Source organism: Mediterraneibacter flintii (genome assembly GCF_055387595.1).
In genome coordinates this window covers 1,680,190-1,701,523 of record NZ_AP031405.1, presented here as the reverse complement: position 1 = coordinate 1,701,523, position 21,334 = coordinate 1,680,190, and the positions used below count along the sequence as shown (strand labels likewise).

Annotated in this window: 17 protein-coding genes; all 17 read right to left on the bottom strand. The window is 45.2% G+C overall.

Annotation, left to right across the window (positions count from 1 at the left end; genetic code table 11):
- Nucleotides 1-103 precede the first annotated feature (103 nt).
- Complete coding sequence (locus ACZ5C4_RS07990; protein WP_464520536.1) at nt 104-715, bottom strand: TetR/AcrR family transcriptional regulator; 612 nt, start codon at nt 713-715, stop codon at nt 104-106.
- 152 nt (nt 716-867) lie between these two features.
- Nucleotides 868-1,869: a class I SAM-dependent methyltransferase gene (locus tag ACZ5C4_RS07985; protein ID WP_464520535.1), complete on the bottom strand. Its 1,002-nt coding sequence runs from the start codon at nt 1,867-1,869 to the stop codon at nt 868-870.
- A gap of 22 nt (nt 1,870-1,891) precedes the next feature.
- The gene (locus tag ACZ5C4_RS07980) at nt 1,892-3,367 is read right to left on the bottom strand and encodes an ABC transporter ATP-binding protein (protein WP_464520534.1); all 1,476 of its coding nucleotides are present in this window, start codon (nt 3,365-3,367) and stop codon (nt 1,892-1,894) included.
- Nucleotides 3,368-3,381: 14 nt separating this feature from the next.
- Entirely contained in the window at nt 3,382-4,074 is a 693-nt protein-coding gene (locus ACZ5C4_RS07975; RefSeq protein WP_464520533.1) for an energy-coupling factor transporter transmembrane component T, read from the bottom strand.
- Nucleotides 4,071-4,652 carry an MptD family putative ECF transporter S component gene (locus ACZ5C4_RS07970; protein ID WP_464520532.1) on the bottom strand — a complete coding sequence of 194 codons (582 nt, stop codon included), beginning with the start codon at nt 4,650-4,652 and terminating at the stop codon, nt 4,071-4,073. The genes ACZ5C4_RS07975 and ACZ5C4_RS07970 overlap by 4 nt, the downstream gene beginning before the upstream one ends.
- Nucleotides 4,653-4,810: 158 nt before the next feature.
- Nucleotides 4,811-5,752, bottom strand: coding sequence for a helix-turn-helix domain-containing protein (locus ACZ5C4_RS07965; RefSeq protein ID WP_464520531.1), 942 nt, complete (start codon nt 5,750-5,752; stop codon nt 4,811-4,813).
- Nucleotides 5,753-5,853: 101 nt separating this feature from the next.
- Nucleotides 5,854-7,704 carry an ABC transporter ATP-binding protein gene (locus ACZ5C4_RS07960; RefSeq protein ID WP_464520530.1) on the bottom strand — a complete coding sequence of 617 codons (1,851 nt, stop codon included), beginning with the start codon at nt 7,702-7,704 and terminating at the stop codon, nt 5,854-5,856.
- The gene (locus tag ACZ5C4_RS07955) at nt 7,623-9,425 is read right to left on the bottom strand and encodes an ABC transporter ATP-binding protein (RefSeq protein WP_464520529.1); all 1,803 of its coding nucleotides are present in this window, start codon (nt 9,423-9,425) and stop codon (nt 7,623-7,625) included. The genes ACZ5C4_RS07960 and ACZ5C4_RS07955 overlap by 82 nt, the downstream gene beginning before the upstream one ends.
- 59 nt (nt 9,426-9,484) lie before the next feature.
- Nucleotides 9,485-10,093, bottom strand: a complete 609-nt coding sequence (locus ACZ5C4_RS07950; RefSeq protein WP_464520528.1) for a TetR/AcrR family transcriptional regulator — start codon at nt 10,091-10,093, stop codon at nt 9,485-9,487.
- A gap of 138 nt (nt 10,094-10,231) precedes the next feature.
- The gene (locus ACZ5C4_RS07945) at nt 10,232-11,968 is read right to left on the bottom strand and encodes an ABC transporter ATP-binding protein (RefSeq protein ID WP_464520527.1); all 1,737 of its coding nucleotides are present in this window, start codon (nt 11,966-11,968) and stop codon (nt 10,232-10,234) included.
- Nucleotides 11,969-11,970: 2 nt separating this feature from the next.
- Complete coding sequence (locus ACZ5C4_RS07940; RefSeq protein ID WP_464520526.1) at nt 11,971-13,785, bottom strand: ABC transporter ATP-binding protein; 1,815 nt, start codon at nt 13,783-13,785, stop codon at nt 11,971-11,973.
- 127 nt (nt 13,786-13,912) lie between these two features.
- Nucleotides 13,913-14,863, bottom strand: coding sequence for a helix-turn-helix domain-containing protein (locus ACZ5C4_RS07935; protein ID WP_464520525.1), 951 nt, complete (start codon nt 14,861-14,863; stop codon nt 13,913-13,915).
- Between the two features lie 61 nt (nt 14,864-14,924).
- On the bottom strand, nt 14,925-16,634 hold the full coding sequence (locus ACZ5C4_RS07930) for an ABC transporter ATP-binding protein (RefSeq protein WP_464520524.1): 1,710 nt from the start codon (nt 16,632-16,634) through the stop codon (nt 14,925-14,927).
- Complete coding sequence (locus ACZ5C4_RS07925) at nt 16,624-18,390, bottom strand: ABC transporter ATP-binding protein (protein WP_464520523.1); 1,767 nt, start codon at nt 18,388-18,390, stop codon at nt 16,624-16,626. The genes ACZ5C4_RS07930 and ACZ5C4_RS07925 overlap by 11 nt, the downstream gene beginning before the upstream one ends.
- Nucleotides 18,387-19,865 carry an ABC transporter ATP-binding protein gene (locus ACZ5C4_RS07920; RefSeq protein WP_464520522.1) on the bottom strand — a complete coding sequence of 493 codons (1,479 nt, stop codon included), beginning with the start codon at nt 19,863-19,865 and terminating at the stop codon, nt 18,387-18,389. Before ACZ5C4_RS07920 ends, ACZ5C4_RS07925 begins: the two co-directional genes overlap by 4 nt.
- Nucleotides 19,866-20,588 (bottom strand): energy-coupling factor transporter transmembrane component T, encoded by a 723-nt coding sequence (locus ACZ5C4_RS07915; RefSeq protein ID WP_464520521.1) that lies wholly within the window; start codon nt 20,586-20,588, stop codon nt 19,866-19,868.
- Nucleotides 20,585-21,196 carry an MptD family putative ECF transporter S component gene (locus ACZ5C4_RS07910; RefSeq protein WP_464520520.1) on the bottom strand — a complete coding sequence of 204 codons (612 nt, stop codon included), beginning with the start codon at nt 21,194-21,196 and terminating at the stop codon, nt 20,585-20,587. Before ACZ5C4_RS07910 ends, ACZ5C4_RS07915 begins: the two co-directional genes overlap by 4 nt.
- Nucleotides 21,197-21,334 lie beyond the last annotated feature (138 nt).

Below are 21,334 nucleotides of genomic sequence, written 5' to 3'. Positions count from 1 at the left end.
TTTTTACAGACCGAATTCGTTCTGTACCCCTAAAACGACACAACGGAAATGCTCCTTGCGGAACATTCCCGTTGTGATTGTCATATATGAATTTGTTTTAAGGTCAATAAAATAGTTGGTCGGTGATTTTTAATATATTTTCTAAATCATAAGAACCACCGCTGCCAGTAAATTTGTTATTGTAGATCATTCCCCATGCGCCATATAACACAAAGGTTGCAAAGGCTTCTGCATTTTCCTCCGTAATATGGAAACGGTTATTCAGCCGGTTTTCCCGTATGCCCTGTAAAATAAATTTGGAATAAGGAGCAGCCATACGTCCCAGCATGTGCACCAGATCATAGAGTTTATAGGACGTATCAGAAATAGCGGTCTTATCCTGCGGAACAAAGCGTTTCATGTAACCTTGTATATCTTCTTCAACCATGCTGCGAAAAACGGACAGCTTTTCATCAAAAGGAACCGCTTCATCCTCAAGCATCTTGCATTTCCGTTCCAATCGCCGGGTAATATACTGATCCATAGCTGCAATATAAATATCCTGCTTAGACTTGAAATAGTAATAGAACATCCCTGGCGCTCCGCCTACTATCTGCAAAATATCCCGAACGGAAACCTCCTCATAGCCTTTTTCTGCAAAAAGTGCAGAGGCAACATCAATCAATTCCTGGCGTCTGACTTCTGGCTTTTTACTGTTCTTTTTCAGACCACACACCTCCCGTCTGTTGCGAATGAATTTTTACGAACCTAAACTTTAATATAGAAACTTATTTATACAGAACGAGTGTCTATCTGAAATATACTCTTATTAACCCAAATTGTCAAGCCGCCGCTGCCAAAACACTTTTTCCCGCAACGGCAGATTTTTTATTTCCGCAGCACATGAATTTCCTGTTCACCGGAACAAAGGATTTCTGCATGTGTCTCTACGCGGGTAAATCCTGCCTTTTTGGCCGCCGCCGGAATTTCTCCCGCTTTTACTCCCATATCCATACCATTGAGATAATAAGGCAGGTATCCCGTTACCATATCCCAGGGATTGGATAAGTCCGGTGCAATCCCTTCGCTGATCACCAGCAGTACGCCATCCGGATTTAATGCGTCATAAAACTTTTTCAGCAGCGCCTCCATATTTCCTTTGGCAAAAAGCATGATGGAAACAGCTAAAATCAAATCATAGCCTTCTCCGACGGGATCCGTAAGGAAATTCCCCTGCCGTACTTCGGCCTGTCCCTGCAGCCCCATACGTTCGATAGATTCCTGAATAATCTGCGAAGGAATCTGATCAAAGAGCAGGCCGCTGCGTTCTGGATGATCGCCGATCACTGAAAGCCCCAAAAGCCCTGTGGCACACCCTACATCCAGTACCCTGCGGATAGCATCGTTTTCCGGCAATGCGCGGACAATACGCAGGAGCTCCTGCTGACGGTAGCCCTCTTCTGACATCCTAAGCATTTGTCCGTACTGAGCGAAATCCAGATTCTGCTCCATTTCCATCTGCGGCATAGGCTGCGGGCCTTCGGCAAGGAGTTTCTTTACGTCCATCGGAACCATGCCCTCGTTCTGTCCGTAAAAGAGAATAAATCCCCCCAAATATTCCGGACTGCTCTTAACCAGGTATCGCATGGATTCTTCTGTATTTTTATATTGTCCCTCTTCCTGCTTCACAAATCCCAGAGCAGACAAGGCTCCCAGCAAATACCCTGTATTGGCTGTATTCCACCCCATCTTTGCGGCCAGATTTTCTGCCGTTACCGGTTTAGTAAGCTGAGAAAAAACATCCAGTTCCAAAGCAGCATTCACCAGCTTGCTGTAAAGATTAAGATACGGCAGCCGAACCAGCTGCTCCCATACATTTACATGATTCATAATTTGTCTCCTTTTCTTTGCATTAATAGTTTGGATTCTCACCAAATACTTTCCATAAAACTTCTGCCCCCGTTTTATCCAAGGGCAAGAACTGTTCCATTTGTCCGGACCGAAGCACCATCAAATGACTGGCACACTTCAGAATCAGCTCAGAATCGTGGGAAACGATAAGTGAGCATTCTGCCTGCTCGTTTGCTCTTTGAATCAGCCGCGCTGTACGAATCAGGTTTTCCCCGTCCTGCCCACTGGTAGGTTCGTCATAGAGCAATAGTCTCCGGCCGCTGCACAGCGCCACAGCCAAAGACAGCCGCTGCTGCTGGCCGCCGGAAAGCGAACCTGGATGGCGCTCTCCCATTGTTCCAAGCCCCATCTCCTCCAGGAAGCCAGAGCCTGCACTCTCTGTCAATTCGGGATGATTCAGCATCACTTCTCCCAGTACTGTATCGGAAAAAAGCTGATGCCCCGCCTCCTGCATCACCAGATAAGCCATTTGGGGCAATTTTTTGAAGGGAACCAGTCTGCCGCCTAAACGAATTTTACCTTGATGCCTCAACAGCCCGCATAGACATAGCAGCAGTGTGGATTTTCCCATACCATTTTCTCCAATGACCGCCACAATCGCTCCTTTCGGAACAGAAAGACGGGGAATCTCCAACACCAATTTCCCTTTACGCTTACAGACAAGACTTTCAACCTCCAATCCTGTCTCGGCTTCTGGTACTTTTCCGCCCTCGGGGTACATGGAAAGCAACTGTTCCCTGCAAACTGCCCGCAGCCCCAAACGGCGGCGCTTCGCCTCTGAAAGATCGACGAGTTCTACGGGTGCATATTCTCTCTGAAGGCGCCCCTCCTCCATCAGAAGATACCGATCTGCAATGCCATAGAGATACCATAAGCGGTGTTCCGAGATTACAATCGTCGTTCCGGCTGCTTTCATCATCTGAATGGATCTCCGCAGCCGTCTGATCCCTGACATATCCAGATTGGAGGAAGGCTCATCCATTACTACCACCTGCGGCCGGGCCGCCCACGCGCTGCCGCAGGCAATTTGCTGCTTTTCTCCCCCTGACAGCGCGAAAATATCCCGATCCAGAAGATTTTGCAATTTCAGTTCCTCCGCTGCTTCCCTGATACGTTCCTGCATCTGTTCACGCGGCATATTCTGATTTTCTAACTGGAAAGCCAATTCCCCTGTGGTGTCCATGTGGAAAAACTGCGTACGCGGATTCTGGAACACACTCCCCACCACCCGGGCGATTTCCGGCAAACTGGCTGCAGCAATATCTATTCCGGCAGCCGTTGCGCTTCCTTTTAGTTTCCCTCCATAGAAATGTGGGATCAGACCGTTGATTGTACGCAGGAGCGTAGTCTTTCCACAGCCGCTGCGTCCGCAGAGGACGACACACTCGCCGGAGGCGACACGAAGGGAAATATCCCGCAGGGCAAATATTTCTTCTCGGCCCGGATAGCCATAAGAAAGACTTTCAAATCGAAGCATTCAATCCCTCCCTTCTACCAAAACAGATTCCACACAGTAATCGCTATGGAAACTGTCAGAAAAATCCAGTCTGCCGCCCGCATCTTCACCTTCCTGTAACTGCTGCGAGGTCGGTCTTTGTCAAAGCCTCTGGCCATTACCGCTGCAGACATCTCATCCACAACTGTAGAACACTGGAGTAAAAAGGGTACCAGCACCATTTCCAGCATAACCATAGGCTTGCGCAGGAAATTTCCCCAGCTCACTGCCAGCCCACGCAGCTTCATAGCCTGACTCACTGCCTGCCATTCCTCATTCATAGTAGGAACAAATCGGAACATCACCGCCATAGGCATGATAACAACCTCCGGCAAATGCATAGCCATAAAAGCGCTGATATATTCTCCCACCGTAGAAGTCCTGGTTACCACATAAAACGAAATAAACAGCGGCAAAAGAAAACGAAGTACATTGCAGGTAAGTAAAACCAGATACTGCGCTGCTCCGGTAAACCTGTTTACAAGGAAGGCATCTCCCAAAGACATGGCAGCAAACAAGGCAGTCGCCAACAGCACTCCTTTCCACCGCCGGCAAAGCAGCAGAGTGAACAGACACACAGCAAGCAGGGTAAGCTCCTGTATCCGCGACATACCGGAAAAGACACTCAGACAAACGGCTATAAATACTGCCAGCTTGCTCCGCGGATCCATCTTGAACCCAACTCTCACGCTATTCCTGCCTTATCAAAATGTTTTTTCAGAATCCGCTTTCCAAAAAGTCCTCCCAACAGACCACCCAGCAGTGCCAGCCCTACAAAAATCAGTATGATCCAGCTTGGAGTCAGGCGGTCAATAGTCTGGGCATATTGTTCACCGTAATAGACAGCGCATGTCTTAAGAAAAGCGTCCTTTGCCAGAAGCAAAGAGAAGAACGGCCCCATAGCGGTAAGGTTAAACACGCAGTAACTTACCAAAAGCGCATTGGGAGATTTTCGTCGGCCCTTTGCCAGAATTATCTCCGCAAGGAGCCCCCATACCACAGCGGCAATCATAGGATAGATACTCGCCATAGATGTAATGAGGCCCACCAGGACAGCCAGAATCAGTACTGCACCAGTACGGGGAACCTTCACACAGTAAAGCATATATACTGTGCCAAGCAGAATACCTGCGATAAGCGGAGTAGCCAGATACAAAACTGGCACAATGGGCAATACCATCACCGCCAGCATTGTAAGCAATACCAGGTAGATAGCGGCAAACGCGCCGGCTGCGATCACGTCTTTTGTTGTCAGCTTAGATTTCATATGTAATTACCTCTTTCTATAAAAAGTTGTTAGTTAGTTGCTACTAACCAACAGTATAACAGACTTCTTTTTGACTCTGCTACTCCAAAAGGATTATGAAACAGCTAAAATGCTCCAAAAAGTCAAAAAAATACTCCTCTTTTTCGAGGAGTATGCTTTTACCGATTTTCTTTTTTATTTCGATATTGCAGAGGAGTTATACCCATCACATCTCGGAAAGCATCGGCAAACTTACTTGCGTTCTGATAGCCACTCTCCTGTGCAATATCCCCTACTTTTTTATCCGTTTCCGTCAGAAGCGCTGCTGCCCGATGCATTTTATACCGTTTTAGATAAGCGTAAGGCGTCTCCCCATAAATTTGTTTAAATCCTGTCTTTAATTGGGTCAGGCTTAAACCATGTTCACAGGCTAGCTCCCGCAGTCCCGGTCGTTTCTCCGTATCCTCCAGAAGATGCTCCTTTACGTGCTTGATTTTTTCCGTCACACTCTTTGGAATATAATCTCGATTTTCTTCCAGCACTGTCTGCCTGTTCTGGAAATAGTACAGTAATTCCAGCAACTTTAAGCGTAAAAAAGGGAGCTGCGGGTCATGGAGGGAATCATATATCTCCTGGTATATCCTCTCCGTCGCTTCATTGCGGCGGAACAGCCGGCAATGCTTTGCAAGCGAATATTTTTCAAATATTCCCCGAGCATTGATTCCAAAGGCAGAAAACTCCGGAATACCATCGCACTCTTCCGGAATCAGTGATATGGTAGAGCCCAAATAGTACCGCAATGGAAAAGATGCTCCGATGGGCGGACGGAGCATACTGTTGAGCGCGGTATCTCCCTCACCCATATAGACATAATTTCTACAGTCAAACACACACTCAAACCGCCCTTTAACGCAATGATGAATACAAACGACATCCTGCTCCATCCCCTCCTCAAAACAGGTCTCACACACAAAATCTGTCACCATCAGATGAACACCAGAGAAAATCTCATACACCCACAGATCGGCATGGCCTTCCTCCACAGGATAGGTAGCATGGGTCACAAAAGGGGCCGGCCCCGGTGATTTAATTTTATCCCGCAAATATCTCAATTCCTGCATATCGGCTTGTCTCCTTTTTTGTAATTTTCCTGTCTCCTGTCACAGCCGTCTTTCCTTTGTTAAAAAAGAATGTGCAAGGTCACTGACTCAATTATAGCACTCTACTTACTTTTTGAACAGCCATCTGTCAGACGCCAGCTTCCCGCCTGATTCTGTTCCTCCCACAGCCGGGCGTAAATTCCGCCCTGCTCCAACAGTTGTTCATGTGTTCCCTGCTCGGCTGCGCGTCCGTTTTCCAGTACAATGATATTATCAGCACTCATAATAGAACGCAGGCGATGTGCGATTACAATAACTGTTTTCTCTTCCACCAGCGCGGAGATCGCCTGTTGGATCATAACTTCATTTTCCGGATCCAGGGATGCCGTCGCCTCGTCAAGCAGAACGATGGGCGCATCCTTTAAAAGTGCGCGGGCAATGGATATTCTCTGTTTTTCGCCGCCAGACAGTGTAGAGCCTCCCTCGCCTATGACCGTCTTATATCCGTCGGGCAGCTCCATGATAAAGTCATGGCATGCCGCCGCTTTTGCAGCTTCTATGATCTCTTCCATGGAAGCGTCCGGTTTCCCCATACGGATATTTGCTTCTACCGAATCATGGAAAAGATATACATCCTGAAAGACCACACTCACCCTGCTTAGCACCTCGTCCGTTTTCATATCCCGCACATCTGTTTTGCCTAACCGCACCGTTCCTTTCGTCACATCCCAGAAGCGAGCCGCCAATCGAGTGATAGTGGATTTCCCTGAACCGGACGGGCCGACCAGAGCCGTAATACTCCTCTCCGGAAACTTAAGCGACAGGTCATGTAACACTTCTTTTTCTCCATAGGCAAAGAAGACATGTTCAAACGTAATGTCCGCCCCTTTCGGGTTCTGGCCGTTTTCCGGCTCCGGCAGGGACTTTTCCAAAAACAGCTCTCTGATACGCTCCCCGCTGCGGCGAGTGCGTGAAAAATCAGCGATAAAGGTAAACAAAGTAAGCACCGGCTCATAGATCGTGAGCGTCAGAATCATAAACGCCAGATAATAAAACGGCTCTAATTCTCCGCTGGTCAGAAGGACTCCGCCGGCCAGCATCACTACACCGATCCCGCAGCTTAACACGAAACGCCCGATCATGCTGACTGGAGCTGCCGCCCCTGTCTCCATGTGGATCGCCGCGCTGCGCTCCTGTTCAAAAGAACGTTTCAGGCTTTGAAATCGTTCCCCCGCCACATGGAAAGCGCGGAGAGTCTGTATCCCATTCACATATTCCAGAATGCCGGACGCCACCTCTCTTTGTGCCTTTTGCAGCTCTACGCTGATCCGCCCCATACGGTGCAGGCTCACAAAAGCAAACGGAAGCGCCAGAGGAATAACCAGAAAGACGGCAAACGTCATACGCCAGTCGAATATGGCGAGCAGCACAGCTGCCAGAGCAAATCGGATCAAAATGACTGCCACCTGCGGAAGCATCATCTGCGACACATCTCCCACAGTCTGATAGTCCCGCAAAAGTACGGTCGATAAGTCTCCCGCGTCCCGTACAGAATAAAATCCCATAGAAAGCTGCCGCAGATGTTCTCCCAAAGTGATCTGCGATTCCTTGATGATCCCCGCGTATCCTGTGCTTGCGTCTATGTAAGTTTTCTGCCGTATAAAGAAATATACGATAAGCTGTGCTAAAAATCCTCCCGCCACGAGCCAGAGCGCTGTCGTCGGAAGTGAAGCTTTCGTCTGCTCTAACGGCGTCAGCAGATAGTAGACAGCTCCCAGCATCAGCCCGTATGGGACAGACATCACGACACTGTCAAACAGACACCACAGCATAAGCTTCAGGTATTTCTCCTGCTGCCCCAGAGTCATCATACGAAACCATTCCTTTATCTTCATCCCTTTGCCACTCCTTTCCCAATGCTCCAACGGTCTCGCCGCCGGTCGGCTTCTACAAGATTCCTGTATGTCCTGCATGAGGAAAACAACTCCTCATGCGTTCCGGCTCCAACCAGGCACCCTTTCTCCATCACTAAAAGCTGGTCTGCCCGTTCCACTGTTTTTAGACGGTGCGCGATCATCAACACCGTTTTACTGTGGGACAGCTCCTTGAAAGCCGCCTGTATCTTTGACTCATTCTCCGCATCCGCATAGGCGGTCGCCTCGTCCAATATCACGATAGGCGTGTCCTTTAAAAATACTCTTGCAATGGCAAGGCGCTGTTTTTCTCCGCCGGAAAGATACGCATTGTCCTTCCCTACTACAGTCTGATAGCCGTCGGGCAGCGCCATGATAACGTCATGGATTCCGGCATTTTTCGCCGCCTGCTCCACCTCCGCCATAGAAGCGACGGTATTTCCCATTCGGATATTATTTTCGACCGTATCCGTAAACAGTACAGAATCCTGAAAAACGTACGACACCAGATCAGCAAGACGATCCGGTGGAATCTCACAGATGTCCACTCCCCCGATCTTGATACTCCCTGCCTGTGGTTCATAAAAACGCAGTAAAAGCTGTGCCAGAGTGGATTTTCCCCCGCCGGACGGCCCCACCAGTCCGGTAACCGTTCCTTGAGGTAGCCGAAACGAAACATGCTCCACCGCCGGAGCATTTTCATTATAGGCAAATTCCACATCTGAAAACTCCACGTCAAAATCGGCAGGAGCACCTGTTCCATTCTTGTCCGGCTCCGGCTGGTGTAAGATGTTATCTATCCGTTTGACCCCCTCCATGATGCGGTTGGAGAGAATTACCATCTGCATCATATTTTCCAACGGCTCTTTCAGACCACCGCCCACTAAAAAGAACAGCAGAATAACCGGAAGAAAGTCGAGATAGCTGTCCGCGTAAGGAATCAGCAGCAAAGCCGCAGGCAGAAGAAAGAGAAGCTGCGCCCCGAAGAATGCATAGTATGCTCCCATTGGTTTGGCGTTGGCACGCGCCGTCCGATCCACCACGTCCGTAAAATGATCCAGATCCTCCTCATATCTTTTGAATGCGCTGAGCGTCCGGTTAAATACTTTCACTACGCTCATACCATGAATATACTCCACGATCGTTCCCTGCATCTGTTCCTGCGCATCGTGAAGCTCCACCTGAAGCGCCGCCTTATCCGGCTGACGCAGGCAGGACGCCAGCATACAAACAGAGATCAGTATAGGCAGCAGCGTCACCAGCGCCAGCCTCCAATCCATGTAAAATAAATACAGCAGGGTAAATACCGGCGTCGCTACCGCTGCGGCGATCTCACACAGATGATGCGCCAGAAACGCCTCAATCTGTTCAGAGTCATCGGAGACGATTTTTTTTATCGCCCCTTGTGTGGTACTTGTAAAGTAGCCGGAGGAAATACGCCCCAGCTTTTCCATCAGTTGAAGCCGCAGCTCATAAATAATATCATACGCCGCCGTATGCGATAATGCGGACGAAGCATAGGCGCAGATACCATATACCAGCGCCGCTGCGAAAGTAACGGCGCAAAGCGTAAACAGCTTTCTCTGGTCTATGTCTCCCACGCTTGTATAATGCTTCAGCAGTTCCGTCACTGCTCCGTAGATTGTAAAAAACGGTACGATCCGCGCCGCGGAAGAAAGTACGGCCAGAATGCAGGCAAGCGTCAGTTTATTCTTCCTCTCTCCTGCCAGTTCAAACAGACGGGCAATCCCCTGTTTCTCCTTTTTTGATGTTTGTTTCATATCCTCCACCCTTTCTTGGTTAGTAATATCTAACCAGCAGTCAAAAAAGAAAGACGCAGTCAGGCGTCCTCTTCAAAGATCAATGAAAACAGCAGTTCATAAATATGCTCCAGTGTTTTATCGAGAGCATCCGTATGAAGAGCGTCCCTGTTGACTTTAGCCATTGCCATGATCTTAATCAGATTCGCGGCCACATGGATATCGACATCCTCGCGCACTCCTTCCATATGAGCCAGCAGTCCCTCCATGATCTGCCTCTCTCTCTGGTCATAGACTGCGTCATCCGGAGTTGTACACTCAGAAGATGAGGCGTTTCGCAGCTTCTCCATATCCTCTGCCGTAAGATACTGATAGATACTGTTCCTGCTGAACACGATCAGCTTTAAATACTCTCGGCCTTCAGCGGCAGTCATTTTCTCCCTGCCGTCCAAAATCTGTTCAAAATACCGTTTCACCCTGTCTCTCTGGTATTCCATAATATCAGTCACAAACTCTTCCTTAGAGGAAAAAAAGTTGTAAAAGGTACTCTTTCCCAAACCGGCTGCCTTTGTGATCTTTTCCACCGACGCATGCGTCATACCATGCTGCTTAATGAGTTCAAATCCTGCGTCCAGCATTTTAATACGCAGATCCTCCCTCTGGGTGGTAGTAAATATTTTAGGCGACATAGTCTTTCACCTCCATGTCCATTTTGCGACCGTTATTTTTATTTTGGTCGCATTAAAACTATACCATGCCGCCGTAAAAGCGTCAATACTTTAGCGACTATTTTATTTAAAATATTCGTTTTTTTTTATTACCCCTCCTTATACAGCCCACCCCATGCTTTCCTGCTGGATATGATATAATTTCTGATATAAGCCTTGCTTTTTCATCAATTCACTGTGCGTGCCACTTTCTACTAATTCTCCATTTTCTAAAACAAAGATCTGATCGGCATCTACTACAGTCCTCAGCCGATGGGCAATCATAATGACCGTCTTTCCTTCGATTAACTTTGCGATTGCCTTTTGAACCAGAACTTCATTTTCCGGATCAAGCGATGCGGTTGCCTCATCTAAAAGAATGATAGGCGCGTTTTTAAGTAATGCACGTGCGATAGAAATACGCTGACGTTCTCCACCGGACAATGTACTTCCGTTTTCTCCTAAAAGTGTTTGGTATCCCTCCGGCATTTCACAAACAAATTCATCACAGTACGCTGCTTTCGCTGCTGCAATTACCTGTTCATCTGTGGCATTTGGATTGCCGATCCGTATATTATTCATAACCGTATCATTAAACAGGGTAACATCCTGAAACACAAAAGACATATAGGACATCAGACTTTCTGGTTCTATAGTCTTTATATCTCTCCTTCCAATCGTAATTTCTCCTTTTTGAACATCCCAAAAACGTGCAATTAGTTTTGAAATGGTACTTTTTCCACTTCCGGAAGGTCCTACAATCGCTGTCACGCTGCCCTGTGGAATTTTACAGGAAATATCTTTAATTACATTTTCCTGATTATAAGCAAACGTAACATGCGAAAGTTCTATGTCACAATTTTCTACTTCTTTTTCTTTTCCTTCCATAGCTGGAGTTGTCAAAAGCGTCCGCATACGGTTCGTAACAACATTCAAATTCAGCAGGGAAGAAAGGTTGGCAAGAATGGACAAAATAGGACCATAAATGCGCGTTACCATCAATAAAAACATCAGTAGAGGAAGCAACTCAATCTCTCCGCTTGTCAATAACAATGCCCCAACAAAAATAGTAATGCCAATACCAGCCTGCAGTATCATGCTTGCGCTGGACATAAAGACGCCAACTGCCATTTCCACTTTGACCGCAATTTTTTTCATAGCTAAAAGAGCATGATCCAAAGACTTAAAATGAACGCCGCTTAATCCGCAGGACTTAATAATTTTCATTCCTTCAAGATATTCCTGAACCTGATCGGAAGCGTTCAATTTTGCTTTGACCTGTTTTTCAAACAACTTGATCTGCTGTTTTCTGCTTAACCAGATAATCAGAAAAGCAAGAGGCACTGTACAGAATACGCACAGAGCTAATCTCCAGTCAAAGAACGCAAGCAAGATACAGGTAAGAGTTACCGTAATCCCATTTGCAATCAGAGGTGGAATTGTACTGCTAAGTAAGGATTCCATGCTACTGCAATCGGACATCATATTTGTTGTAAGTTCGGACAAATCTTTTGTGTTGAAAAAACTCATCGGGAGCTTTCTTAAATGATCGGCGATCCGCAGCCTCGTGGCATTGGATTCTTGATAAGATGCAATATACGTTTTACGATAGTCATTTTTGGCTGCCAGGAAAACCAATAAAGCAGATATAATTCCAACTCCCCATAACAGCCAGATATGATTCCACTGAACATTCCCTCCGTTTGCTACGGGTGTCAGGATTTCGCTAAATATCATAACCGTAACACAGAAAGGAAGGAGCAGCGTTAAATTTGTCAAAGTACATGCCCAAATTGCTTTTTTTAAGTCTTTGTATCCTTTATCTGATAAAAACAGGGCTTTCTGTAATTTACTCATTGTTATACCGCCTTTCCATTGAGTTTCCAGTTGATTGCTTCTGTATAGTGATTCCACATTTGGGAATAACGGCCGCCAGCAGCAACCAGCTCATCATGTTTGCCAGATTCTACTATATGCCCTTTTTCCATAACAATAATTTTATCCGCATTACGAATCGTAGAAAGTCTGTGGGCAATCATAATAACTGTTTTATTCTGCATAAGTTTTTCAAAGGCTTTCTGAATGAAATACTCATTCTCCGGATCACTAAATGCAGTCGCCTCATCCAGCACAATAATCGGAGAATCTTTAATAATTGCTCTGGCAATCGCAATTCTTTGTCGTTCCCCGCCTGATAAATGAACGCCTTTTGTTCCAACAATCGTATGATAGCCATCTGGAAGTTTTGAAATAAATTCGTGGCATTGTGCAGCTTTTGCGGCCGCAATTATCTGTTCCTCTGTGGCGTTTTTATTCCCCATGCGGATATTATCTAAAATACTCTGTTTGAACAAGAAAATATCCTGGAATACGAAACTGACTTGACGCATAAGATCGTTTTGCGCCATGTCTCGCAAATCTATGCCCCCGATTGTAATCTTTCCATCAGACACATCCCAAAATCGGGAAATCAGATTGGCAATCGTACTTTTCCCACCGCCGGATGGCCCGACAATCGCAGTAATCTGCCCTTGTTTTGCTGAAAAAGAAACTTGCTCCAATGCTTTTTCTTCGCTATTTCCAGTATAAGTAAAACTTACATGATCAAAAACTACATCTTCTCCCTGCGGTTTTTGAGGATTAGTTGTTTCCGGCATTTCCGGGATATTTAAAATCTCATCCATACGGGCAACATTACCATCAATCTGCATAAAGGATTCTGAAATATACATAATTTTATTCAGAACACCTGCAATCGCAGGAACAAATAACAGGTAGAAAATAAACTTCATTGAAAACTCTTTAAAATCAGTTGTGTTTGATCCGATTAAAATTCCAACCGGAACTAAAATCAGATAAATATTGTTGATAATGGTTGTGAAAGCCGGCATACAGTTTTGCCATCCCAGAGAAAATTTCAAAACCCATTCTGTATAGCCACTGATAGCTTCTTGCAGCTTTTTAAATGAGGACGCGGTCTGATTAAATGCTTTTACAACTGACATTCCACGAACATATTCTACAGAAGCGTTATTCATCTCCTCAGATGCTTTTTGATATTTTCCCATATTTTCTTTCATAGCTCCGCTGCCAAATCCAATAAATTCTACTATAAAAGCCAGAATAATTCCGGCAAGGGAAGCAAGGCCAAAACGCCAGTCCACAACAAAAAGGATAATGACCATTACGATCGGAGCAGTAATAGACGCTACAAAGTCCGGAAACTGATGGGCAATAAAGCCTTCCACACTTTCAATATTTTCGTCCATGATTTTCCGTAAGCGCCCACTGCCGATTGTAAGGTGATATCCTAAAGGAATTTTTGTAATGTGGTCTGCAAATAACACCTTCAAATCATAAAGCGTGCCAAAAGCTGCTATATGCGAACTAAAAATAGCCAAAAAGTAAAGCAGAATATTCGCAATGATTCCGGCTAATGCCAGCCACCCATAATTCATAATCCTTCCCATATCCAGTTGGACAAGATTCGGGAATACATTTAAAATTTCGCGGATCATAAAGTAAACCGCTATGTACGGGATAAAAGAAGCAATCGCTGCTAAAGAAGAAAGGAGAGCAGACAGAAAAATCAATCCTTTTCTATCAGAAGCTAATTCCATGCAGCGCGCCAGTCCCGTCTTTGATTTTGTCTTTTTTGACTTTGTGTCAGACATTGCACGATACCTCCTAATACAATAATGGCGCAGTTAGCTTTTTCTAACCACGCCATTATTGTATCGTTTTCAGTTAGGTGTTTCTACTCTGTTTCTTTAAGGTTAAGGCAAAAATAGCCCATTCCTCCTATTTGTTTTTCCGATAATCCTTTGGCAATACTCCATAGACCGATTGAAAGGCTTTTGCAAATTTACTTGCATTACTATACCCTAGTTCCAAAGCAATGTCTCCAATTTTCCTCTTTCCATTTAACAGAAGCTTTGCGGCAAGATTCATTTTATATTTTTTCAAATAAGCATAAGGAGTATCTCCATATATATAAGAAAAAATATTATGAAATACTGTAAGATTCAGGTGTGCTTCCTTTGCTAAACACTCCAATGAAATTTTTTCGTCTAAATGTTCTACAAGATAATCTCTGATTGCTTTTACAGCCTGTATCTGTCTTTTGTCAAAATATTTAAACTCACAGCTATTTATTTGTGTTAATCGTTCCATATAATAAAGTAATTCAAGCGATTTAATTTTAAAATATCCTGCACGCTCACAGTCTTTTGCCTCATATATCTCTGAAAATAAACGCCAAAGGCTTGCCGACGGCTGTCCTACATACCACTTTTTCTCAATTCCCAGTGTTTCGCCTATTTTATCAGGATTGACAGGAATTTCTTCCATTATCTTGCGGGTAGACGTCGAAAGCATTTGTTTATCAATCACAAGGCTCACAGCAAAGCACCTCTTTAATGGAAAAGAAAATGATACTGGTAAGTAACGTGTTCCTGCAACTCCAAAATACCCCTCTGGCAGATAAGACACCGTATGGTTTGCAAATTCACATTCATATCTGCCTTCTTGACAATATGTAATTTGAATAATATCAGGATTGAATTTTTGCGAAGGCATATAGTCAGATGTATCAAAATCTAAAAAGCAAAGCTGTATCCCATCGAAAAGGAAGTAATTTGTGATGATCCCGCGCCCCTGGCAGCCATAATCCACAACGATAAAATCCTCCGCTTGTTCTATAATCTTGGCTTGCGCACCATACCATTCTTGTTTAAAATGAACCCCCATCATACCATTCCTTTCCAAAAGTTAATTATCACTCACCAGAACAGTATACACTATTTATTGCCCCTTATACAGATATTTTCTGTTCTGCATTCCACATAGCCGCATACTTTCCACCTTTTTTCAGTAATTCATCGTGGGTGCCGGCCTCCGCAATTCTGCCGCCGGATACAACGAGTATCTGATCGGCATTTTTTACGATTGATAAAGTATGCGCAATCATTACCACTGTCTTTTTTGCTTTCAATAAATTGGCAATCGCCTCTTTCACCGCCAGCTCATTTTCAATGTCAAGGGAGGCTGTGGCTTCGTCAAGCAGCAGAATAGGACTGTTTTTCAAAATGGCGCGGGCAATGGAAATCCTCTGGCGTTCACCACCGGAAAGGAGGCAGCCGTTTTCTCCCGTCGGCGTGTCATACCCTTTTTCCATTTTACGGATAAAGCCGTCACAGTTTGCTTCCCTGCACGCAGCTTCAATTTCTGCATCGGTGGCGTCAGGGCGGGCATGACGAATATTTTCGCGGATAGTATCATCAAACAGAAATACCTCCTGATCTACCATTGAAATCTGTTCCAAAACTCGCTCTGCCGCCACATGGTTGATCGGTTTTTCGCCTATAGAAATTGTACCGCTTTTTGGCTCATAGTATTTAGAAATCAAATTTAAGATTGTAGATTTCCCCGAGCCGGAATCGCCGACAATCGCGGTCAATTTCTGATCTGGTATAAGGAAACTTGTATTCTTAAGTACAGATTCGTCTTTGACGTAGGAAAATGTGACGTCCTGAAAAGCAATCTCATGGGTTTTTACGGCAAGTGGTTCCATGCTGCCGGTTTCTTCGGCTTCCTCCATAACATTTAAGATTTTTTCTTTAGAGATCATCAGGTTTTTATAACTGGTTAAGTCTACAAAGATCGTATTGGCCAGCTTCGCACAGAATAGAGGCAGCATACAGATCAGCAGATAGGATACCGTATCCAATGCACCTTCGGCCCATGGCGTATAAGCTACCCATATCACAAGCGGGCATGTCAGCCAGGATAAAATGCCAAAGCCGGCGCCGATAGGAAGCACCTTCGCTTCATAGACAAAACTGATGTCACAGAAATCTTTCATGGCTTTTGTAACGGTTTTATTTTTTGTTCCTCCAACGCCGTATGCGCGGAAGGTCTGAATTCCGGAAACATACTCTACAATGCTGCTTACATTTTCCGCACAAATATCATTTTTTTCTTTTCCATATTTTCGAACCATATGGAAAGAGAGACGCAGCGCTGGAATCAGCAGCAGATCCCCAGCCAGTAAAATCACTCCGGCAGGAACATACAAGGTCATTACAAATGCGATTAATATAAGAGAAAGGGTGATCCCTTTTGCTAAATCTCCTATCTTATGCGTCAATATTTTTTCATAGTTATTGACATCACTCGTAATGGTATTGATATACTCTCCGGTCTGTCCCTTAGTAAATTTAGAAAGCGGAATTTTCTTGATTTTATCGCCCATAAACAGGCGTATATTTTTGCTCACCTGCGCGCCGCCGATCTGTGCTTTGGTATAGCCGAAGCTATAAATCAGAACGCGAAACATAAAGATGACTGCCAGAGCGCCGGTCAAGATAAGAGAACGCTGAAGGTCAAACTCTCCGTCCCATAGAGATTGCATAACAAAATACAGCAGCATAAACAGGCTGCCGGAGAGCAGGCCCTCAAGAACCGTCCCAAACACACCGATATAAAAATTTTTGTTCTTCTTCAACACATCTTTACCTGTCATGGCGCTCCCCTCCCTCCAACTGATAAGTAATGCTGCGGGCTTTTTCATAGTCCGCCCATGCCTTACGGTAATAGTCATTTTTCCGGCGCACTTCTTCATGGGTTCCCATACAGGTGATCGTGTGGTTTTCCACAACTGCCACCCGATTGCAGGTTTTCAATGCACTTAAACGGTGGGCTACAACGATCACCGTTTTTCCTCTGCAAAGATTTTGAATTGCCTTGTCAATTTCCATCTGATTTTCAGGGTCGGAGGCGCTTGTCGCCTCGTCGAGAATCAAAATCGGAGAATTTTTCAGGATCGCCCGCGCAATGGCGATTCGCTGCTTTTCACCACCGGAAAAGCGAGAGCCAAAGCTCCCCACCTTTGTATCATATCCCTCCGGCAGACCCATAATAAACTCGTCAATCTGTGCCTCCTTTGCGGCAGCCCGTACCTCCTCTAAGCTGGCATTGCTGCCCATGCGGATATTTTCAAACACACTGTCACGTGTCAGAAATGTTTTCTGAAAGACAATGGCAACATTTTTCAATATCGTGTCATAGTTTAAATCTTTTACATTCCGTCCTCCAATCAGCACTTCCCCCTTTTGCACGTCATAGAATCGGGAAATCAGTTCAATAATGGTACTTTTACCGGCTCCAGACCGGCCTACCAAGGCCACGCGCTCCCCGTCTTTGATCTTGAGATTGCAATGCTTCAGCACATTTGTTTTTCCATCATAGGAAAAAGTGACCTCCCGCAATTCAATATCATGTTTTTCCGGAAACGCTGTGCCGCCCTCATAAATTGGAATACGCAAAATTTCATCGGTTTTAGTAACTGCATTCAGCACATTCGCAAAGTTCGTTCCCAGCTCTTGAAGCGGACGAATTTCCGTCAGATACAAAGAGCCTACATATATGAACAGGAGTAATGCGCTGGCAGACAGAGAACCATTTAGAAAGAACATTCCGCCAAAAGGAACCATCAGCAGCATACCGCACTCAATAATAACGACGAAAGCCGCATAGGGCGGCCCCATACGATGGGACATTTCATTCCACATATCATTTTCTTCCTGTATGGCCTCCGAATACTTCTGGAAAGACTTGCTTCCCATATTATAGGCTTTAATCAGCTTCATTCCGCTGATATATTCAATCATTACAGAATTAAGCGAGGTAATGGAACGGTTTGCTCTGTCCATCAGGCTGTCCGTATTGCGGAACATAATCCCCATGACAAGCACAGCCGCAGCCAGAGGAAGCAGAGAAATAAACGCCAGCGGTACATTTACCGTCATTAGATAGATAAAGATGACAACCGGCCCTACAAGATAGCCCACCATCTCCGGCAGGTTATGGGCTAAAAATAATTCTAATTTTTCAATGTCTTCATTCAGTACCGTTTTAATATCACCTGTACGGCGTTCATTCAAAGCGCCAAGAGGTACTTTTGCCATGTGATCGGCTACCATGCAGCGAACCTTAAACAACGCGCCGTAAGCGCCTTTATGAGAGGCCACGCCGGAGCAGCCAAATAAAGCAAAACGAAGCGTAATCGCTGCTGCGATTAAAATAGCTGTCTGCGCGGCAAGCTCTTTTGTACAAACGCCTGCAAACGCGGCATCCATAAGCTGATAGATTCCGACATAAGGAATCATGGTACATAAACCGCTAATCAGTGAGAGCAGGACAGCCAAAAACAGCCAAAATTTGTGGCCTCCTGCCCAATGAAGCAACAGCGCCACCCTGTTTTTCTTTTTCTGTTTCATTCCATATCACCCTTCCTTTCTGAAACGGCAAATACCTCTTTTAGTTTTGAAAGATTATCCGGCTCCACCAGTAAATCATCGGACATTTCTCCCTCATCAAAATGAAGCACGCGAGAACAGGTACGGCAGGCAAATTCATAATCATGGGTCACAACGAATATAATCTTCCCCGTAGCCGAAAGCTCTTTCATTAAATTTGCAACCTGTGACATACTGTCATAGTCGAGACCGCTGGTTGGTTCGTCAAAAACTAAAAGCGCCTTGCCGCAGATCATACTGACTGCTGCGGCCACACGTTGTTTCTGTCCGCCGGACAGCGTATTAGGATGCCGTTCACAAAATGGCGCAAGCCCTAACATGTCTATTGTCCGTTCCACAAGTCGTTCATCCGGATTTTTTATTCCGAAGGAACACTCTGCCTTTACACTCTCCGCAAATAGTTCGTAGTTGACATCCTGCATAACCAGGTAGGACAATTTTAATCGGTTTTTATGATTTTGCGGCGTTTGGTTCCACAGAAATGTTCCTGTACAATTTTTATGCAGCCCGCACAGAGCGCGTGAAAATGTCGTTTTTCCCGCGCCATTGTGTCCGACAACCGCAATCACTTCCCCCGGCGCGGCTGATATATTCAAATGCCCCAGAATTCTCCTCTTCTTGTAATAAAGCGAAACATCCCGCAGCTCTAAAACAGGGGCACGTTCATTTCCAGACCTTGCATCAGGAATTTCTTCGTTTAGATCCACAGCCCTCAAGCCCATTTGTTTTCGTTTTTCTCCGGTTAGTCTGCGAAATTCATTCGGTGTGTAAATCCCTTCAATATGGCCTTTCTCCAAATATACAATACGGTCAGCTATATCCATGAGATAATATAACCGGTGTTCTGCAACCAATATAGTTTTTCCCTGGGACTTGATTAAGTGTAAATGCTTCCGGAATTCATCAATCGCGGTCATATCCAAATTAGAGGACGGTTCATCCAAGAGATAAATATTTGGATTCATGGCATAGACGGAGGCAAAAGCAATTTTCTGCTTTTCACCACCAGATAATTCAAAAATATTTCTGCCCCTTAATTTTTCAATGTGTAGTTCTCTTGTCGTCTGTTCCACTCGCTCGGCTAATTCTTTCGGCGGACGGGCCTCATTTTCAATCCCAAAAGCGATTTCACTGTCTGTATCAACATTAAAAAATTGCGTGCGCGGATTCTGGAAAACAGAGCCAACCTTTTCTGCAATCTGGTACATAGGCAGATCCGCTATATTCTGCTTTTCAATCAATATCCTTCCTGTCAGCTCACCGGAATAAAAATCAGGAATGAGACCATTGATTAAACGGGTGACTGTTGTTTTCCCGCAGCCGCTTCTTCCGCAAAGAAGTATGCACTCGCCGTCTGAAATTGTTAGGTTGATGTTATGCAGGCTCCCGTTTTCTTGTTCTGGATAGGAAAAAGACACATTTTGTAATTCAATCATCTACATAACGCCTCCCCTTAAATAGAGTCCAATGAACAGAACAATCAAAAAGCAGGCAATCATCAGCCAGTCTGTTACTCGAAAATGAATTTGTACGAAACATGTACGAGGCTTCGGATTTTCAATTCCACGTGTAACAGAGGCTATCGAGAGCTCATCTGCCGCTTTTGAAGCTGCCATCATAAGCGGAACATAGATACAATCTACGGTCATTGCCGGATTCGTAACCAATCCCTTGAAGGATGGGGAAACATCCCGCATTTTCATCGCATCCTTTATAAAATGCCAGTCCTCCCGAATCGTAGGAATGTATCGAAGCATAACGGCTAAAGGAATTACCAGCTTTTTGGGCGCATGAATCCGATTCATAGCAGATAAGAATTCACTTACCTTTGTTGTAGAAAGGGCAATACCAGATAACATCCCGCAGGGATAAACCTTATGAAAAAGACCGAGAAAAGCAATAAACATTGTCCGTAAGGATCCCGTCATGTTTCCCATCACCAATATGGTAAAAAGATACACGAGCGCATAGAACAGAATCCCTTTCAGCGCATACTTCCATCTGCCGCAAATAACGCCCAGAAGCCCGATCACGACAACGAATACAAATTCATATTGTAAGGATGGGGCAAACATGGCCGACAGAACGCAGATCAGAAGCAACAGGATTTTTGTGCGCGGGTCAAGCCAAAGTCCTCTCTTTTGATACTCTCCCATCATGCGGTAATCCCTGCTTTTTCAAACTGCTTCTTCAGCATTTTTCCGCCGACCCATGCACTGAACGCCGCAATTACGAAAGTGCCAAGGAAAATAACCGCTAAAAGCCAAGAGGACGCCGCAGCGTTCATAGCGTCTATGTAAGATTGTTCTGTACCATTTTTCAGCATTGTACCGGCCCAGCCCTTCGGGTCAATAAAATAAACAACATAGGTATAAACGCTGCCAAGTGACATCAGCATATAAGACAAGGCATTGATTTTCTTATTTTTATATTTCCCCAGTCCAGCCAACAGATCTGCAATCATTCCCATCACAATATATCCCAGAGAAAACGCCCAGTGCATACCTGTTACAAACCAGATAATTCCCATGATAATGCCGAGTATTGTAATGCTGAAGCGTTTATGTACCTTTGCTAACAGCAGCAGGTAAACAGGGCCGCAAAGAAGCGCGCTGCCCATCGGCATATAGAACGTTAAGACCGGATTGACTGCAAAAAATGCGCCGCCGATCATCGTAAAAGCAAAAAAGATGGCGCTGAAAATACCAGTAGTGACTAAATCCTTGACAGATAAGCCTTTCTGATGGATGCTGTTTTGATTTGTCATTATAAACTCCTCCTTGTGTTTCCGGGCGATTGACTGAACGCCCAAAATCTGTTATGATGCGATTAGTGCTCACTAACCACACTTCATACGATACTCATTTCCAGATTGGACTTCAATGCTTTGGATGAACGTTCGTCC

Bases quoted from the DNA above. Each gene is read 5' to 3' on its own strand.
- ACZ5C4_RS07985 (WP_464520535.1), bottom strand. From the start codon at position 1,869: ATGAATCATGTAAATGTATGGGAGCAGCTGGTTCGGCTGCCGTATCTT.
- ACZ5C4_RS07980 (WP_464520534.1), bottom strand. From the start codon at position 3,367: ATGCTTCGATTTGAAAGTCTTTCTTATGGCTATCCGGGCCGAGAAGAA.
- ACZ5C4_RS07970 (WP_464520532.1), bottom strand. From the start codon at position 4,652: ATGAAATCTAAGCTGACAACAAAAGACGTGATCGCAGCCGGCGCGTTT.
- ACZ5C4_RS07965 (WP_464520531.1), bottom strand. From the start codon at position 5,752: ATGCAGGAATTGAGATATTTGCGGGATAAAATTAAATCACCGGGGCCG.
- ACZ5C4_RS07960 (WP_464520530.1), bottom strand. From the start codon at position 7,704: ATGCAGGACATACAGGAATCTTGTAGAAGCCGACCGGCGGCGAGACCG.
- ACZ5C4_RS07955 (WP_464520529.1), bottom strand. From the start codon at position 9,425: ATGAAACAAACATCAAAAAAGGAGAAACAGGGGATTGCCCGTCTGTTT.
- ACZ5C4_RS07950 (WP_464520528.1), bottom strand. From the start codon at position 10,093: ATGTCGCCTAAAATATTTACTACCACCCAGAGGGAGGATCTGCGTATT.
- ACZ5C4_RS07945 (WP_464520527.1), bottom strand. From the start codon at position 11,968: ATGAGTAAATTACAGAAAGCCCTGTTTTTATCAGATAAAGGATACAAA.
- ACZ5C4_RS07940 (WP_464520526.1), bottom strand. From the start codon at position 13,785: ATGTCTGACACAAAGTCAAAAAAGACAAAATCAAAGACGGGACTGGCG.
- ACZ5C4_RS07935 (WP_464520525.1), bottom strand. From the start codon at position 14,863: ATGATGGGGGTTCATTTTAAACAAGAATGGTATGGTGCGCAAGCCAAG.
- ACZ5C4_RS07930 (WP_464520524.1), bottom strand. From the start codon at position 16,634: ATGACAGGTAAAGATGTGTTGAAGAAGAACAAAAATTTTTATATCGGT.
- ACZ5C4_RS07925 (WP_464520523.1), bottom strand. From the start codon at position 18,390: ATGAAACAGAAAAAGAAAAACAGGGTGGCGCTGTTGCTTCATTGGGCA.
- ACZ5C4_RS07920 (WP_464520522.1), bottom strand. From the start codon at position 19,865: ATGATTGAATTACAAAATGTGTCTTTTTCCTATCCAGAACAAGAAAAC.
- ACZ5C4_RS07915 (WP_464520521.1), bottom strand. From the start codon at position 20,588: ATGATGGGAGAGTATCAAAAGAGAGGACTTTGGCTTGACCCGCGCACA.
- ACZ5C4_RS07910 (WP_464520520.1), bottom strand. From the start codon at position 21,196: ATGACAAATCAAAACAGCATCCATCAGAAAGGCTTATCTGTCAAGGAT.